This is a genomic window from uncultured Paenibacillus sp., from assembly GCF_963515335.1.
GTDB lineage: Bacteria > Bacillota > Bacilli > Paenibacillales > Paenibacillaceae > Paenibacillus_I.
In genome coordinates, this window is the sequence record NZ_CAUPYC010000002.1 from 100,330 (window position 1) to 116,448 (window position 16,119).

Consider the following 16,119-nt stretch of genomic DNA (forward strand, 5'->3'; position numbering starts at 1 on the left):
GAGAAAACAATATGCGTACATTGAAAGTGGCAATGATCGGCGGAGGTTTCATGGGGAAGGCGCACTCGCTTGCTTATGCGGGCATGCCGATGTTTTTTGGCCGGCGCCGGCTATTCCGTTCCGTCAAACCGTAGTGGATATCAACGATGAGCTGGCGAAGGACGCGGCGGCCCGTTACGGCTTCGCCAATTACTCCTCCGACTGGCGGCGCGTCGTCGAGGACCCGGAAATCGACATCATCGATATCGTGACCCCGAACAACACGCACGCCGAAATCGCGGTTGCGGCGGCGCAAGCCGGCAAGCACATCATTTCCGAGAAGCCGCTCGCGCGCACGACCGCGGAAGCGAAGCAGATGCTGGAGGCGGTCAATAAAGCCGGCGTCAAGCATATGGTCGCTTTCAACTACCGCCGCACTCCGGCCGTCACCTTGGCGAAGAAATACATTGAAGAAGGCGCAATCGGCAACATTCTGAATTTCCGCGGCACCTATTTGCAGGATTGGTCGGCAGACCCGAATTCGCCGCTGTCGTGGCGTTTCCGCAAGGACATCGCGGGCTCGGGCACGCTCGGCGACATCGCAACGCACGTGATCGATTTTGCCCGTTATCTGGTCGGCGAGATTACCGAGGTGATGGGTACGGCGAACACCTGGATCAAGGAGCGCCCGGTTCAATCGGGCGGAGCCGACAAGCTCGGCACCGTAAAGGCGGCCGGCGACGTGCAAAAACAGGCGGTCGACGTTGACGACGAAATCAGCACGCTGGTTCGTTTCGAGAACGGCGCGGTGGGCAGCATCGAAGCGACCCGCAACGCCTGGGGCCGAAACAACTTCCTGACGTTTGAAATACATGGCGACAAAGGCTCTTTGTCCTTTAACTATGAGCGCCGCGACGAGCTGCAGGTCTGCTTCTCGAACGATCCGGACGACCGGCGCGGATTCCGCACGATCTATACCGGTCCCGCGCATCCGAACGGCGGCGCGCTGTGGCCGATTCCGGCGCTCGGCATCGGCTACGGCGAGACGAAGATTATCGAAGCGCACGATTTCATCGCGTCGATCGTCAACGACACGGAGGTTTCTCCGAACTTCTACGACGGCTACCGGATTTCCGTCATTTCCGACGCGATTCTCGAATCGGCCGCTAGCGGCAAATGGGTGAGAACGTTACAGTAGCATATTGGGCAAAAAGAAGGGGATCGGGGCGCGAAGCGCTTCCGGTCCCGTCTTGAAAGGGGGTCTACCGATGGAAACGCCAATACTGGAAATGCGCGATATATCCAAATCGTTCAACGGAATCAAGGTGCTCGACAAGGTAGGCTTCGAGCTGCGGAAAGGGGAAGTGCACGCTCTGATGGGCGGCAACGGGGCCGGCAAATCGACCTTGATGAAAATACTGACGGGCGTGTACACCCTGGATTCCGGACAGATCACGCTCGACGGCGCCGAGGCGAACATCGCTTCGCCAAAGGACGCCGAAAAGCACGGCGTATCGATGATTTTTCAGGAGTTCAGCCTTGTGCCCACCCTGACTGTGGCGCAGAACATTTTTCTCGAAAGAGAACCGAGGACGAAGCTGGGCCTGATCGACGACAAGGCGTGCGTGCGTCGGACCCGGCAGCTGCTGGAGGAACTGGACGTCGACATGAAGCCGGACGATCTGGTCGGGGAGCTGGGCGTCGGCTACTGGCAAATGACCGAGATCGCCAAGGCGCTGTCGAAGGAAACGAAGCTGCTCATCATGGATGAGCCTTCCTCTTCCCTGACGAAAAGGGAGACCGAAGTGCTGTTCGAGTTCATCCGCCGCCTGAAGCGGAAAGGGATTTCCATCATCTATATTTCGCACCGGATGGAGGAAATTTTTGAGATTTGCGACCGGATCACGATTATGGGCGACGGCAAGCACATTATTACCGCCAACACGAACGAGCTCGACATGGATAGCGTGATTCAGCATATCGCAGGCAAAAATCTCGAGAAGTTCGAGTGGAGACCCCGCAAGGGAGTCGCCGGCGCAGACGTCATTCTCAAGGTCCAGGGTTTGAAAACGAACAACCGCGTCAACGGCGTCGACTTTGAACTGCATCACGGTGAAATTCTCGGCATCGCGGGCTTGATGGGAAGCGGGCGGACGGAGACGATGCGGGCGCTGTTCGGCATCGATCCGATTACCGAAGGCGACGTTTATATCAAGGGCCGGAAAGCGTCGATTCGGTCGCCGCAGGACGCGATCGGGCACGGGTTTGCCTTAGTGCCGGAGGACAGAAGGGTGCAGGGGCTCGTGCTGGAGCATGAGGTGAAGGATAACATTCTGCTCCCTTCGATCTCCAAGGTGACCAACTTGCTTGTCAACGACAGGAAGGGAGACCGGGTGGCCGAGGAATGGGTCGCAAGGCTGAACATCAAGACGGATTCGATCTATAAGGAATCCAGGCTGTTGTCGGGCGGCAACCAGCAGAAGATCGTCTTCGCGAAATGGCTCGCCAATTCGCCGGAGATCATCATGCTGGATGAGCCGACGATCGGCATCGATATCCGGGCGAAAACGGAAATTATCGAGATGGTCCGAAGCTTGGCCGACGAGGGCAAAAGCATCCTGCTCGTCTCCTCGGAGATGCCCGAGCTTCTGGCGGTAAGCGACCGCATCCTCGTATTCCACGACGGCAAGGCGGTCAAGCAATTCATGCGCAAGGACATCACATCAGAGGAGGAGCTGCAGCATGCTATCCAAGGCTTCTAGCGGGGTTTCGGGCGGCGCTTCCGCCGTCAGGCAGTTTAATTGGAGACAGTATATCGTTTATATCGCGTTTGTCGGCGTGCTGATCTATTTCTCGGCCACGCTGAGTGACGACGGCTTTTTGTCCACTACCAACATGTTGAACATCATTCGCCAGACCGCCATCATCTCCATTATGGGCGTCGCGATGACCTTCGTCATCAGCGCCGCCGAAATCGATTTGTCCGTCGGCTCGATCGCGGCGCTGTCGTCGTTGACCTCCGCCATGGCGCTCGAGTCGGGCTTCGGCATTCTCGGAGCGATCGTGGCCGGACTCGGCACGGGACTTGTCATCGGCCTCATTAACGGCCTGCTGGTAACCAGGGTGCTGATTCCTTCGTTCCTTGTCACCTTAGGCATGATGGGCGTCGCCAAAGGCTTAGCCATGTGGATTACCGGCACGGCGCCGGTCCCTATCATCGACAAAACGTATGTGTTTATTTTCGGATCAGGGGAAATCGGCACCATTCCGGTTATGTTTTTCTGGACGCTGACGGCGGCGGTGCTCGGTCATATCGTGCTGAAGAAAACCGCGTTCGGCAGGCGGACGCTTGCCACCGGAGGCAATCAGAACGCGGCCCGTTTCTCGGGCGTCAACGTAAGCAGAACGAAGCTGTATGTCATGATCGGCTCGGGCATGATGGCCGGTCTCGCGGGCATGCTGTACGCCGGCCGGATGTATTCCGGGCGCTACACCTTCGGCGAGGGAGACGAGCTGTCCGTCATCGCGGCGGTCATTCTGGGCGGCACAAGCCTGTTCGGGGGCGTCGGAACGGTCATCGGAACGGTCATCGGCGCGCTGATGATCGGCACGATCAATAACGGTTTGATCATTATGGGCCTTGACGTGAGCCAGCAAATGATCGTGAAAGGGCTCATCATTATTCTTGCCGTCGCTTTCGGCCGCAAGGCGGTCAACAAGTAACCGGAAAGGACGGGAGGATATGCGAAAAATACGGGCAGCGATATTGGGAGCCGGCTTTATCGGCAAGGCGCATATCGAAGCGATCCGGCGACTCGGATTCGTAGACATCGTGGCGGTTGCGCAGCAGGACCGGAACAGTGCGGAGGAGACCGCCGCCGCTTTGCACATTCCGAAAGCGTACGGCAATTATCTGGATATGCTAAAGGACAAGGAGATCGACGTCGTCCACAATTGCACCCCCAACCATCTGCATTATGAGACGAACAGGCAGGTGCTGCTGCACGGCAAGCATCTGCTCTCGGAGAAGCCGCTGACGCTGACAAGCGCGGAGGCGAAAGATTTGTATCAGCTGGCTGAGCAGAAGGATCTGGTCACCGGCGTGCATTTCAACTACCGGCAGTTTCCGATGGTGCAGCATCTGCGGGGAATGGTCCAGGACGGCGAGCTGGGCGATATTCGGGTCGTGCGCGGCCATTATTTACAGGATTGGCTGCTGTATGAGACGGATTACAATTGGCGGATTGAGCCGGTGTACGGGGGAGCGACGCGCGCGATCGGCGATATCGGCTCGCATCTGTACGACTTGAGCCAATATGTGTCGGGCCTGCGCATTTCGGAGGTATTGACCGACATGTCGACGGTTATTCCGATGCGTTACAAACCGGTCAAGGGATCGGCAACGTTTGATAGCGGCAGTGCAGAGCGCGGAGAACCGGTTGCCATCCGCACGGAGGATTATTGTTCGATTCTGGTCAAATTCGATAACGGCGCGCGCGGCGTGTTCACGGTGTCGCAGGTATCGGCCGGCAACAAAAATGCGCTGGAGCTGACGCTGGACGGATCGCTCGCTTCCGGCAGCTGGAAGCAGGAAGAGCCGTTCAGGCTTATGATCGGCTACCGGGACAGGCCGGGAGAGACGGTCAGACGGGATCCCAGCCTGCTCAAGAAAGAGGCGCTCCCTTACGTGCACTACCCCGGCGGGCATGAGGAAGGCTGGACCGACAGCCTGAAAAATATGATGCAGCAATTTTACGAAGCGGTGAGGGACGGCAGGAAGCCCTCGAATTCCGTCGCTTCTTTTAGAGAAGGCTATCAGATCATGCTGATTATCGATGCGGTTCTGAAGAGCGCCCGTACCGGAACGTGGGAGAAGGTAGAGCCTGCCGGTGCCGGCAGCCGAGCCGCCATTCTGTAGAACGAGGGTGCCGATATGTCCGATAAGCGTCGTCCGTTAACTGTCAGGCTTCATTCGGTTGGAACCAATCTGCTGCTGCTGTTTTTCATCAGCATCGTTGCTTTCGTCCTGGTCGTCGGGCTGGTCTCCTACCGTATCTCGAAACAGACGATTACGACGCAGGTGGCGAACTCGTCGCTGCAGACGATCGTCCAGGCGAATGAGAAGTTGGACTACATCTTCAGCGACTTCCAGACGATGTCCGATCAGCTTCAGAACAATACCAAGCTCATGGACCAATTGGGCTCCATGTTGTTTTTCGATGTGCCGCAGGAGCAGCGGGTTGCCATCCACCGGGAGGCGACGGCTGCGCTCAGCAACATGCTGTTATCCAATCCTTATGTGTCGGGGCTTTATATTCTTAACGAAGAAGGCTCGCTCGGCACGTCCAACAAAAATGTTCCTCCCGGCTTCGCCGAGCAGCCGTGGTTCAAGCAAGCGGCGGCGCTGGAGGGCGGATTTTTGTGGCTCGGACCGAGGGAGAAAGGCTACCTCGGCCTCGGCGAAGACGGCAAGGAGCTGTTCGGGGTCGCCCGCGTATTGAAGCATTCCGTCGGCGACTCGCTGGGCGTGCTGCTCATCGAGCTGGACACCGCGCTTCTGACGGATACGCTGAACCAGGTGAAATTGGCCTCCGGCAGCGTCGTCATACGGGATGCGTCGGGAGGAATCGCGGCGAGCGCGGACGGCGGTGTGCCGGAACAGCTTGAAGCGTTCAAACCCGCCGCGGCTTCCGGACAATCGACGATCGGCAGCGGCGGCTCCAGCTTGCTGGCTGTATATACGACGTCGGAAATCACCGGTTGGACGCTGGCGGGCTTTATTCCCGAACGCGCCCTGTATGCGGAAGCGCGCGATATTTATCGCATCACGATCATATGCGCCGTTACCGCGGCCGTGCTTGCGATTCTCATCGGCTTGTTGGCCGCTCGCCGCATCGGACGCCCGATCACGCAAATCCGCGATTTGATGGGCGAAGGGGCCAAAGGCAATTTGACGGTGAAGTCCCCGCTGCGAAGAAAGGATGAGATCGGGGAACTCGGCGACAGCTTTAACCGGATGATCGACAATATTTCGTTTCTCGTCCGCGACGCGAACGGCTTGACCGAGCGCGTTTACCAGACGGCAGCGGAAATCGCCGATGTCTCGCACAAAACGTCCGTTTCCGCAAAGGAAATCGCCGCTGCGACGGAGAGCATCGCTTTGGGCGCGGATAAGCTTGCCGAGGAAGCGGTGGACGGCAACGAGATTACGCAGGATACGTTTCGGCAGCTTATGAACGTCGTCGACAGCAACGAAGAAATGGCTTCTTCAGCGGCTGAAGTCAGTCGGGTAAGCCAGGAAGGCATCGATTATATGAACCGGTTGACCTCGGACACCCGAACCGTTGAGCACCATGCGCTGGAAACGGCCGGCAAAATGGAACGGCTGCGAACGAGCACGGGCTCGATCGAGAGCATCGTCGACGTCATGGAGCAAATCAACCGGAAGACGAACATTTTGGCGTTGAACGCCGGCATTGAAGCGGCCCGCGCCGGAGCGGCCGGCAAAGGCTTTATGGTTCTGGCCAATGAAATTCGAATGCTTGCCTCGCAATCGCAGGAGTCGATTCAGGTTGTCGCCGGCATTGTGAATACCATACGCGAAGAGATTAACGAGGCGTCCGCGTCCTTTTTGCAAACCCGGCAGATCCACGCGGGGCAGGTAGATGCCGTCAAACGGGCCAACGACATTTTTCAAAGCGTGCACGACGCCATGGAGGATGTGGCCGAGCGGCTGGAGCACAATACGCTGCTTCTGCAGCAGTTGAAGGCTTCGCAATCGGCGCTCGGGGAATCGATAGGCAATGTGAGCGCAGTGTCTCAGCAGTCCTCGGCTGTATCCGAGGAGGTCGCGTCGCAAAGCGCCGGGCAGCTGGCCGTCAGCAGCCATTTGGTGGAGCTTTCCGAGCGGCTGAGGCAGTTGTCCGATGAGCTTAATGCGTCGTTGTCGCGGTTTCACTACTAGCGGTCGGCGGCTTCCACGGATTTTGTCAGAAATCATGAAAGCGGTGAACGCAACGTGCTCTCCATGACCGCACATCTATTGCAGCTTATTCGCAGAGCAGATTGTCCGTTGTCCAAAACGGCGCTCGCCGACAAGTCGGGCCTGTCGTTGTCGGCGGTTTCCGATCATGTAGAGCGGCTATTGAAAGAGAAATTAATCAAGGTGGCGAACGTCGGCAAATCCAGCGGAGGGCGAAAGCCGCGGCTGTATACATTGAACAGGCATGCCGGCAACGTCGTTTCGATCGAGCTCGGCACGTCCAGTGCGCGGGCCGCCCTTTGCGATTTCGACTGCAGCGTCATTTGCCATGACCGGGCAGCCGTCGATCTTTCCGAAGGACCCGAGAATGTGCTAAACCGGGTTCTCGCGCTTGTCGCCGGGCTGCTGGCGAGGCACGGCATCCGCAAGGAAACCGTTATGGGCATCGGCATCGGGATTCCGAGCCCGGTAGAGTTCGTTTCCGGGCTTCCCGTATCGCCGCCGATCATGCCCGGATGGGACCGTTATCCGATCAGGGAGTTTTGGGCGAAGCATTTCGATTGCCCGTGTTACGTCGATAACGACGTCAATGTGATGGCGCTCGGCGAGCATGCGAAAGGGTTAAGCTTTGAAGTCGATAATATGATCTATGTCAAAATCGGCACCGGCATCGGCGCCGGTGTCATTTACGACGGAAGCCTGTATCGCGGGGCGAGCGGCAGCGCGGGGGATATCGGCCATTTCGATGTCGGCGCCGATGTGCTCTGCTGGTGCGGCAACACCGGCTGCCTTGAGGCGATGGCCGGCGGCAAAGCGATTGCCGGTAAGGCGATGGAGCTTGCCGTTTCCGGCCGGAGCCGGTTCCTGCAGGCGGCTTTGCAGGAGAAAGGCGAGCTGAGCCTTCAGGATATCCGGGCGGGCATCGAGCAGCTTGACCCGCTGTGCACGGAGCTTATCCGGGAGAGCGGCGAATGGGTCGGGCGTGTTATCGCATCGCTCGTCAATTTCTCCAATCCGTCCTTGGTGGTGATCGGCGGAGGCGTGGCGGAATTCGGCGATGTCTTTCTGGCTTCCGTCCGGCAGGGCATTTACCGGCGGTCGCTGCCGCTCGCGACCCGGAATCTGCAAATCAACAAATCGATTCTGGGCAAAATGTCGGGCCTGATCGGCTGCGCCTTCATGACGGTCGACCAGCTCATTCTGGGCAGCACGGACAACAAGCCGGAGACGTATTTGACTTTAAGCCGTTGAATGATCAATGAAATCCAGGGTTATGCAAAAAATAGCGGAAGCGGCTTCCGCTATTTTTTTGTGAGCGAGCGTTAGCGCACACTTGCGTTAAATGGAGAAAAGGCAAAGGCGGAAGCTGACAGTCAATCGTTATAGGTTATTCCTATATAAAATATAATATTTATATATTTCTGCAATCGCCCGACTCCATGTTACAACTGAGGCAGCAGATTACAGTAACATTAGGAGAATGGAGTGATGGCGATGGGACAGTTATGGCAAGCGGGAAATTACGACGCCTTTATGCGGTTCGTGTCCGAAGGCGGAGAGCAGGGGATGCAAATCTGGCTCGATCAATTTGCGGGAGGTATTTTCAGCGTGTTGTCGCCCGAAGAGGAGTACGATATCAGGGAAGCCGCAGAGTCGTCCTTGGCGCCCCGGTTGTGCCGCGACGGGCGCTGGACGGTCGATTACCGGCGACTCCGCGTCGTAGCAGTGAAACGTCGATAACGGCCAATAAAGCGTCTTGCGCGGCGGCGAGCCGCGGCAAGACGCTTCGTGTTGCGTCAGCCCAGAACCGGTTTCAGAATCATCAGCGCGAACAGCAGCACACCCATCGCGGAGGCGACCGTATAGAACGTTTCGCTCTTCTTCAGGATCGACGCCGTTTCGGCCGGAAGAGCTTCGCTGTCGGACAGGGAGGTTTGGCTGCTCCAGGCGTTAAGCTTTTTCGTCTGCGGCGCAACGATTCCGATGACGACGACCTGGATCAGGACATAGAGGATGAGCGAGGCATAAATCCAGAAGGAGCTGAAGGTGTAATCATACAGAATGACCAGCAGCAGGCCGGTCAGCACCGCGATCGAGCCGCCGATTTTCGGGAAAAACTCAAGCATCTTGCTGAGCTTAAGGGATTGCTTCAGGTCTCCGACGGACTGGTTTTTCCGCACCAGAACATGGCCGAAGAACGTGGGTCCCACCCCGATGATCGCCGTTAGAATATGAATCAAAACAAGCCATTTCATAGTCAAATATACCCTCCTTCAAATGATGTAACCGAATTCAGAAAGATTATAATAGGAAAATGTTCCCGTGCCTATCCTTTATTTTGTCGAAAATCACTATTTTTCGTCGTTTTTCTATGGACTTAAACGCGGCTGCGCTCGCAAAGGCTTCCAGGCTATTGACTTTATTTCATCTCTCACACACAATGTAAAGGACTAAATAGAGAGAGAAGGCCATGCAACCGTGTTCAACAACTGGAAAAAAATTATGCTCCTCGCCGTTCCGTCTCTCGTCTCTTTCGCCACGATGACCGTTACCGGCACCGTCAGCCTGATCATGGTGGGCGGACTCGGCATGACGATCATTGCGGTCGTCGGCGTCAGCAACATCATTATGTACAACGCGTTCGCGATTTTCTCCGGCATCGGTCATACGGTCAACTATCTGGTGGCCCAGAACTACGGTGCGGGCGACATGAAGAAGGGCATTGAGCGCACGTATCTCGCTTTCTATCTATGCTTGTTTTTCGCCGTCGTGACGGCTTCGGTAGGTTGGCTGTTTGCGACCGATATATTACGTTTGACCGGGGTGTCCGCCGCGGGAGTCGAGGCGGGCAGCGATTATTTGCGGCTGCGGTTCTACGCCATGTCCTTCGGGATCGTCGCTTTTGCGTTCCATGGCTTTCTGCGCGGGATCGGGGCAACCCGGATGTCGATGTACATCTCGCTCATCGGCAGCGGCACGATGATTTTTCTTACGTATGCGCTTACGTTCGGCAAGTTGGGGTTCCCGGAGCTGGGCTTATTTGGAGCGGGCCTGGCCGTGTTGGCCGGAGAGGCGCTGCAGGTGCTGGTGTGCGCGTTCGTTTTTTATTTTATTCTGAACCGGCGGTTCGAGACCCGCCGTCCGGTCGCGGTGAACGGCCCGGAGCTGAAGCTGCTGGCCCAGGAAAGCGGCAAGCTGGGCGTGCAGGAGTTTTCGCTCAGCCTGTCGATGTATATTTTCACCGTGTTCGTGGCGAGTCTCGGCGATGAGGCGCTCGCCGCGAACGAGGTGGCGCTCAACGTCATGTCGTTCGGCTTTATGCCCGCTTTCGCCTTCGGGGCGACGGCCACGATTCTGGTCGGCCAGTATGTCGGTTCGGGCAATCCTTACGCCGGCCGGCGGGCAGGCACCGATACGGCGATACTAGGCACGATTTTTCTGATTGCGCTCGGTACGGTCGAGCTGTTCTTCGCCGAGCCGATCGCCCGCTTGTACGCGCCTCGCGATCCGGCAGTCTATGAGACGGCCGCGTTCCTGATCCAGGTGTCGGCTTATTTGCAGATTTTCGACGGCCTGCTTAACTTCTATGCCGGCGGCTTGCGGGGAATCGGAGACACGACGTTCCTGCTTCGCGTGTCGTTCGCCGTCAGCTGGGGGCTGTTCGTGCCGCTTGCCTACTTATTCATATATGTGTTCGATATGGGCAGCCTGGGAGCGTGGCTGTCGCTGTACACCTTTTTGACCGTGTTCGGGCTGGCGGTTACGGTGAGATTTTACAGGACCGATTGGACGGCTGTCCGCGTGAAGGAGGCGCATTGACGGGGCAAAGGGACTGGAAAAGTGCTCCGCAGCCCGCCGCCGCGCTCGTCAGAGCATCAAGCGGGCAGTAACGCGACACCGGGTAAAGTCCGCTCTCAGCATGACTCGGATAAAAATATGGTTCTGAGGCCGCGAAAAATGCTCCCTCAGCATAAACTTTGTCGAACAAGGACTGTGAGAGAGCAAAATTCGCTCCCTAAGCGATTCAAGCACAGGGCGTCCTGCCAATGGAACTCGCCATACGCAAAAAAAAGACGCCGCAGGGGCCTTGTGAAGCCCGTACGGCGTCTCCTTTTTACTTGATATGCAACATTCGGCACGACGCCCGAACCGTCCGCTAAATATGCAGATGCTCCTCGTCGGCCCTGCGTTCCCTTTCGAACTGGTCGAGCAAGCTCTCCGCTTTCTCCAGATCTTTTGAGCTGACCTCCAGCCTGAATAACATAGAGTCCGCGCCGCGGTTGTCGGCTATCGTGCCGGCCGCAAAGCCTGCAGCCGGAGCGGCTGCCGCGCCGTCCGATTTCACGCGGCTGCGGACATGCTGCGACTTGAGATAGGCATTCTTCATTTCGAGTTCTTCCGCCTGGCCTCCTTTGGCCGTGGCGATCGTCTTCCACCTGCTTTTGCTGATCCCGACGGCTAGAGCGATTATCACGGCCACACCCGCAAGCACCAAGAGCGTTTCCATCGTTCATCACCTCATTGTCGGGGGCGACGGGCCCCCTGGATTGTTGGGCATTGGAAAGCAGTAGCCTACTTCTGAATACCCGCAACGGATGAGGGTGAAACAAAGGCGTTCCTCAGATGAATTTGCGGCTGATCTTCTTGCCGTCGCAGCTGAACACGATCGGCTTATCCTCGACGACCGTCTGCAGGTGGACGTTCTTCCCCCAAAGCCGCACGACGTACGGCATCGTCCGCTCCACGTATTTCAGGTCGAGCTCGACCCCCTCGTACCGGTGGGTGAGATACAGCTCGCCGCTTCGGTTGTGATCGCCGTCCGTCACCTCGATGCAGGGGAAGCCCCCGTTGACGCGGGAGACGACCAGCTGGTCGCGGATGTTTTCCCAGGACTTGTCGGTAATTTTCCACTCCGGCCCTTTTTTCTCGAACACATACAGATCCAGGTCGGCAACGAGCTTCTTCGTGAGGTAATTGCGGAGGAAGGAGATGTCGGAGTCGAACTCGCGGACCTCGAATATTTTCTCCCGGCCCCTGCCCGGCTCCCGCCCGAAACGACGTCGCTCCTCCTCGGTCGGTTCATCCCAGCGCTTCTCGATGTCCTCGAATATTTTCAGCCCCAAATAGTACGGGTTCAAGCTGTGGCGGGACGGCTGCACGACCGCGGAATTCAGCTTCGCGAACTCGATCGTCTCCTCGCTCGTCAAATCCAGCTCGCGGATGATGCGCTGGTGCCAGTACGAGGCCCAGCCCTCGTTCATGATTTTCGTCTCGATCTGCGGCCAGAAGTACAGCATCTCGTCGCGCAGCATGGACATGATGTCGCGCTGCCAATCCTCGAGGGCCGTCGAATATTCCTCGATGAACCAGACGATATCCTTTTCCGGCTGCGGCGGAAAAGCCTTGCCCTGCTCGCCCTCCTTCTTCCCGCCCTCGGCATCCGCGTCCGCATCCGCCGCGTCCAGCGACCACAGATCGGCGTATGGAGCGCGGACCTCGGGCGCCGCGGTCCGTTCCTTATCCTGCTTGCGCCGCATGTCGATGTAGCGGCTCTTGTCGAGCTGGTACGGCTTCACGATCGTCGAATCGACATGCTCCTGGATCGCGAGCACCGCGTCGATGAACGATTCCACCGCTTCCGCTCCGTGCTCGATCTCGTAGCCGGCGACCCGCTCGGCGGTGGCGGACATGCTCTCCACCATGTTGCGGTTGGAGGCGCGGAAGCGGGCGTTGTTTTTGAAAAAGTCGCAGTGGGCAAGGACGTGGGCCACAATGAGCTTGTTCTGGATCAGCGAGTTGCCGTCGAGCAGAAAGGCGTAGCAGGGATTCGAGTTGATAACCAGCTCGTATATTTTGCTGAGCCCGAAATCGTACTGCATTTTCATCCGGTGGAACGTTTTGCCGAAGCTCCAATGGCTGAACCGTGTCGGCATGCCGTAAGCGCCGAACGTGTAAATGATATCCGCAGGGCAAATCTCGTAGCGCATCGGGTAGAAATCGAGCCCGAACCCTTTGGCGATTTCGGTGATCTCGTCGATCGACCGTTCCAATTGCTTTATCTCGTCTGCATTCACCGCGCGTTCCTCCTTCTCGTTTCGCTTGAGGATGACAGCTCCAAAACCGTTTCATGCTGATCCTATGAGCGAAGAGGAGCCGTTATGACAGGTGCGGCGCCGCTGTCAGCAGCCGGGTCATCTCTTCTGTCGGCAGCGGCCTGCTGAACAAGTATCCCTGTATTTCCTCGCATTCGTGAAGCTTCAAAAAATGAAGCTGTTCGTCATTCTCCACCCCTTCGGCGATGACGGAAAGGCTTAAGTTATGGCTCAAATGGATGATCGTTTGAACGATTGCCCGGTCGTCCGGGTCCTGAGGAATATCCCTGACGAACGATTGATCGATCTTAATGGTGTCGATCGGCAGCTTTTTCAGGTAATTCAAGGAGGAGTACCCTACACCGAAGTCGTCCAGCGAGATGCGGATGCCCATTTCCTTCAGCTGATGCAAAGTCCTCATCGTCATTTCCGGATTGCTCATCACGATGCTCTCGGTCAGCTCAATCTCCAGGTATTCGGGCGCGAGACCGGTTTGGGATAAGGTTTCGGCTATGAATGAACCGAGATTGGGTTGACGGAATTGGAGCATGGACAAATTGACCGAAATGCGTATCGGGGCATATCCTTGCTGCTGCCAGGCTGCGGCCTGGATGCAAGCTTGTCTAAGCACCCATTGGTCCAACAGCGTGATTAATCCGATTTCCTCGGCAAGCGGAATGAAGTGAACGGGCGCAATGAATCCCCATTCGGGGTGCTGCCAGCGCACCAAAGCTTCCACCCCGACGATCTCGCCCGTGGCCGCGTTTATTTGAGGCTGGTAATGGATCGTCAATCCTTCGTTCAGTATGGCCCGTCTCAAGCTTAGTTCCAAGGAGAGCGGCTGCAATAACGGCGGATGCTCGCCGGATGCATATAATTGAAAGTTGTTTCGTCCGAGCTCCTTCGCCTTGTACATCGCTTGATCCGCATATTTGATGAGCATATAGGGCTCAGCCGCGTCAATCGGATAATGGCTGATCCCGATGCTGACCGTAACATACAGCTCATGCTGATCGATATAAAAAGGCGACGTAAGCAAAAGAATGATTTTCTGCGCGATCGCCGAGCTGTCATCCGTATGCGGCAAATTCGGAACGACGACGACGAATTCATCCCCGCCGAATCTGGCAATCGTGGCTTCCCCCACAAGGCAGCCCGTAAGCCGATCCGCGATTGTTTTCAGCAGCCGGTCCCCCGCCGCATGTCCCAGCGTATCGTTGATCCGCTTGAACCGGTCAAGATCCAGAAACAGAACGGCCATAAAACGATCTCCATCGGCAACGCTTGCGATGGACGCCGCCATTCGTTCTTCAAGCAGATTTCGATTCGGCAATCCGGTAACACTGTCATGGTACGCTTGAAACCGTATTTGCTCTTCCAGCTTTCTCTGCACGGTAACGTCCTTAAATACCCCGATGTAGTTGAGCGCGCTGCCGGATCTGTCTCTCACCGTCGTAATCGATATCGATTCCAGAAAAGTTTCCCCGTTTTTTCTTCTGTTCCAAATGTCGCCTGCCCATTTGCCGGTACCCGCGATATCGGACCACATGCCGCGGTAAAATTCCGGCGGGTGTTTGCCTGAGCTCAGCAGCCTCGGCGTACGTCCCACAATATCCTGCTCCGTGTAGCCCGTTATTTGCGTGAACGCTTTATTGATATATTGAACGGCCTGCTTGCTGTCGGTAACCACAATGCCTTCCGAAATATGATCCACCACGTGGGCGGCCAGCCGGTTTTTGCCGGTTTTTATCCATTCGTAGAAGCGAGGATCCCCGTGGCCGCTTTGCCTGTGCGATCCGATATGTTTCCGAAGCAACGCCCGTCCTGAAGCGGCAAACGTTTTTAGCTGATGCACGATTCGGCTGAACATAAATGGAACACCCCTTATTTTCTCGTCGTTATTAGACTATCATCGACAAATTTCGCGCGAAATCGGGGTAAGATGGTATGGTTGTCGGCAAACGGCTCCCAGGCATGCGAAATGGCGCTTGAGCTCAGGCCGGATGTCGTCATTATGGACATCATGAACGCGATACGGACGGTGCACAGGGGCGAAGCGTATCTGTACCCGGGCGCCGCGAAGCAGCTGATGGAACAGTTTTTGGCCAAAGTCGATGTCGGCGAACTTCATTTCGATTTCACGGCCTTAACGGCCAGGGAACGGGAGATCGTGTCGTTGATTGCCAAAGGGTTTTCGAATAGGGAGATCGGTGAAGCCTTGTTCCTGTCGATCAAGACCGTGGAGGCGCATAAATCGAAAGTGATGGAAAAGCTGCAGTTGAGAACGAGACAGGAACTGGTCAGCTATGCGTTCAAACATGGATTGCTTCATTTCGACTAAGCGGCCTTGCCGGGATCGCCGCAATCATTTCAGTGCCGGTGCAAGGTCCTGTCACAATCCGGAATTGCCCGTTAAGCGCCCTCACCCGCTCTTCCATATAGCGAAGCCCGCTCCTTCTCCTGCGCCTCCAGCGTCTTTCGGACCAAGGTTCCGGACAGCCGGATTTCCTCCTCCGCTCTCGTCGCCCTGTCATCCTTCGATGCGTCCGCCGCAATCCCCAAATAGCCGCAAACCTGTCCGTTCTTATCGCGGATGGGGGTGACCGTCAGGCTCACGGGAAGCTTGGCGCCGTCCTTCCGAATATAGGTCCATAACCGTTTCTCCGCCGTTTTCGCTGTTGAGCTCTCGATGAAAACATCGAATCCTTCCACTTTTCTTCCTGTCTCCCGCGACAGCGCGTCTGCCCGTTCCGATACTTCGTGCGGCAAATGAAAGGACAGCGGACTGTTCTTGCCGATCATTTCATGCGCGGCATACCCGAGCATTTTTTCCGCCCCCCGGTTGAACGACGTGATTGTACCTTCCAGGTCCGTTGCGATAATGGATACCTCGGATGCGGCATCCAGAATGGCCCGAAGATGATCCAGGGCTTGTTCCGTCTTATGTTGTGCGGCAAGGAACCTGATCCGGTCGCACCAGTATTTTATCGATAGCGAAATCAGCAACAGCGCACCTGCCGATAGCGCGATGATGAGACGATCCAAATCCGACCCGTCCTTTGCTCG

At 56.8% G+C, this 16,119-nt stretch carries 15 protein-coding genes; 10 read left to right on the plus strand and 5 right to left on the minus strand.

Annotation, left to right across the window (positions count from 1 at the left end; translation table 11 throughout):
* The first annotated feature begins 11 nt into the window (after nt 1-11).
* The 8 genes from RWM61_RS01340 to RWM61_RS01375 all read left to right on the plus strand — a co-directional run bounded on the left by RWM61_RS01340 (nt 12) and on the right by RWM61_RS01375 (nt 8,701).
* Nucleotides 12-134 (plus strand): hypothetical protein, encoded by a 123-nt coding sequence (locus tag RWM61_RS01340; RefSeq protein ID WP_313996546.1) that lies wholly within the window; start codon nt 12-14, stop codon nt 132-134.
* Complete coding sequence (locus tag RWM61_RS01345; protein ID WP_313996548.1) at nt 134-1,177, plus strand: Gfo/Idh/MocA family oxidoreductase; 1,044 nt, start codon at nt 134-136, stop codon at nt 1,175-1,177. The genes RWM61_RS01340 and RWM61_RS01345 overlap by 1 nt, the downstream gene beginning before the upstream one ends.
* 70 nt (nt 1,178-1,247) lie before the next feature.
* Entirely contained in the window at nt 1,248-2,741 is a 1,494-nt protein-coding gene (locus RWM61_RS01350; protein ID WP_313996550.1) for a sugar ABC transporter ATP-binding protein, read from the plus strand.
* Nucleotides 2,722-3,702 (plus strand): ABC transporter permease, encoded by a 981-nt coding sequence (locus tag RWM61_RS01355; protein ID WP_313996552.1) that lies wholly within the window; start codon nt 2,722-2,724, stop codon nt 3,700-3,702. The genes RWM61_RS01350 and RWM61_RS01355 overlap by 20 nt, the downstream gene beginning before the upstream one ends.
* Before the next feature lie 19 nt (nt 3,703-3,721).
* Nucleotides 3,722-4,897, plus strand: coding sequence for a Gfo/Idh/MocA family oxidoreductase (locus RWM61_RS01360; RefSeq protein ID WP_313996554.1), 1,176 nt, complete (start codon nt 3,722-3,724; stop codon nt 4,895-4,897).
* 15 nt (nt 4,898-4,912) lie between these two features.
* Nucleotides 4,913-6,943, plus strand: coding sequence for a methyl-accepting chemotaxis protein (locus RWM61_RS01365; RefSeq protein WP_313996556.1), 2,031 nt, complete (start codon nt 4,913-4,915; stop codon nt 6,941-6,943).
* Between the two features lie 63 nt (nt 6,944-7,006).
* Nucleotides 7,007-8,212: an ROK family transcriptional regulator gene (locus RWM61_RS01370; RefSeq protein WP_313996558.1), complete on the plus strand. Its 1,206-nt coding sequence runs from the start codon at nt 7,007-7,009 to the stop codon at nt 8,210-8,212.
* Nucleotides 8,213-8,449: 237 nt separating this feature from the next.
* Nucleotides 8,450-8,701 (plus strand): hypothetical protein, encoded by a 252-nt coding sequence (locus RWM61_RS01375; RefSeq protein ID WP_313996560.1) that lies wholly within the window; start codon nt 8,450-8,452, stop codon nt 8,699-8,701.
* 56 nt (nt 8,702-8,757) lie between these two features.
* On the opposite strand, the gene RWM61_RS01380 is transcribed toward RWM61_RS01375, so the two are convergent.
* The gene (locus tag RWM61_RS01380) at nt 8,758-9,216 is read right to left on the minus strand and encodes a DUF2269 family protein (protein WP_313996626.1); all 459 of its coding nucleotides are present in this window, start codon (nt 9,214-9,216) and stop codon (nt 8,758-8,760) included.
* 223 nt (nt 9,217-9,439) lie between these two features.
* On the opposite strand from RWM61_RS01380, the gene RWM61_RS01385 reads away from it, so the two are divergent.
* Complete coding sequence (locus RWM61_RS01385; protein ID WP_313996562.1) at nt 9,440-10,780, plus strand: MATE family efflux transporter; 1,341 nt, start codon at nt 9,440-9,442, stop codon at nt 10,778-10,780.
* A 337-nt stretch (nt 10,781-11,117) separates the two neighbouring features.
* Here the strand turns inward: RWM61_RS01385 and RWM61_RS01390 are convergent, their stop codons facing one another.
* The 3 genes from RWM61_RS01390 to RWM61_RS01400 all read right to left on the minus strand — a co-directional run bounded on the left by RWM61_RS01390 (nt 11,118) and on the right by RWM61_RS01400 (nt 14,923).
* Nucleotides 11,118-11,468 carry a hypothetical protein gene (locus tag RWM61_RS01390; RefSeq protein ID WP_313996564.1) on the minus strand — a complete coding sequence of 117 codons (351 nt, stop codon included), beginning with the start codon at nt 11,466-11,468 and terminating at the stop codon, nt 11,118-11,120.
* Between the two features lie 112 nt (nt 11,469-11,580).
* A complete protein-coding gene (locus RWM61_RS01395) occupies nt 11,581-13,035 on the minus strand; it encodes a SpoVR family protein (RefSeq protein WP_313996566.1) in 1,455 nt (484 codons plus the stop codon).
* 82 nt (nt 13,036-13,117) lie between these two features.
* On the minus strand, nt 13,118-14,923 hold the full coding sequence (locus RWM61_RS01400; RefSeq protein WP_313996568.1) for an EAL domain-containing protein: 1,806 nt from the start codon (nt 14,921-14,923) through the stop codon (nt 13,118-13,120).
* Nucleotides 14,924-14,995: 72 nt separating this feature from the next.
* Here RWM61_RS01400 and RWM61_RS01405 point away from each other — a divergent pair, with 72 nt between their 5' ends.
* Nucleotides 14,996-15,394 (plus strand): LuxR C-terminal-related transcriptional regulator, encoded by a 399-nt coding sequence (locus RWM61_RS01405; protein WP_313996570.1) that lies wholly within the window; start codon nt 14,996-14,998, stop codon nt 15,392-15,394.
* A 71-nt stretch (nt 15,395-15,465) separates the two neighbouring features.
* On the opposite strand, the gene RWM61_RS01410 is transcribed toward RWM61_RS01405, so the two are convergent.
* Nucleotides 15,466-16,098, minus strand: coding sequence for a PAS domain S-box protein (locus RWM61_RS01410; protein ID WP_313996572.1), 633 nt, complete (start codon nt 16,096-16,098; stop codon nt 15,466-15,468).
* Nucleotides 16,099-16,119: the final 21 nt, after the last annotated feature.

Bases quoted from the DNA above. Each gene is read 5' to 3' on its own strand.
- RWM61_RS01350 (WP_313996550.1), top strand. From the start codon at position 1,248: ATGGAAACGCCAATACTGGAAATGCGCGATATATCCAAATCGTTCAAC.
- RWM61_RS01375 (WP_313996560.1), top strand. From the start codon at position 8,450: ATGGCGATGGGACAGTTATGGCAAGCGGGAAATTACGACGCCTTTATG.
- RWM61_RS01355 (WP_313996552.1), top strand. From the start codon at position 2,722: ATGCTATCCAAGGCTTCTAGCGGGGTTTCGGGCGGCGCTTCCGCCGTC.
- RWM61_RS01390 (WP_313996564.1), bottom strand. From the start codon at position 11,468: ATGGAAACGCTCTTGGTGCTTGCGGGTGTGGCCGTGATAATCGCTCTA.
- RWM61_RS01365 (WP_313996556.1), top strand. From the start codon at position 4,913: ATGTCCGATAAGCGTCGTCCGTTAACTGTCAGGCTTCATTCGGTTGGA.
- RWM61_RS01380 (WP_313996626.1), bottom strand. From the start codon at position 9,216: ATGAAATGGCTTGTTTTGATTCATATTCTAACGGCGATCATCGGGGTG.
- RWM61_RS01370 (WP_313996558.1), top strand. From the start codon at position 7,007: ATGACCGCACATCTATTGCAGCTTATTCGCAGAGCAGATTGTCCGTTG.
- RWM61_RS01340 (WP_313996546.1), top strand. From the start codon at position 12: ATGCGTACATTGAAAGTGGCAATGATCGGCGGAGGTTTCATGGGGAAG.
- RWM61_RS01400 (WP_313996568.1), bottom strand. From the start codon at position 14,923: ATGTTCAGCCGAATCGTGCATCAGCTAAAAACGTTTGCCGCTTCAGGA.
- RWM61_RS01360 (WP_313996554.1), top strand. From the start codon at position 3,722: ATGCGAAAAATACGGGCAGCGATATTGGGAGCCGGCTTTATCGGCAAG.
- RWM61_RS01405 (WP_313996570.1), top strand. From the start codon at position 14,996: ATGGTATGGTTGTCGGCAAACGGCTCCCAGGCATGCGAAATGGCGCTT.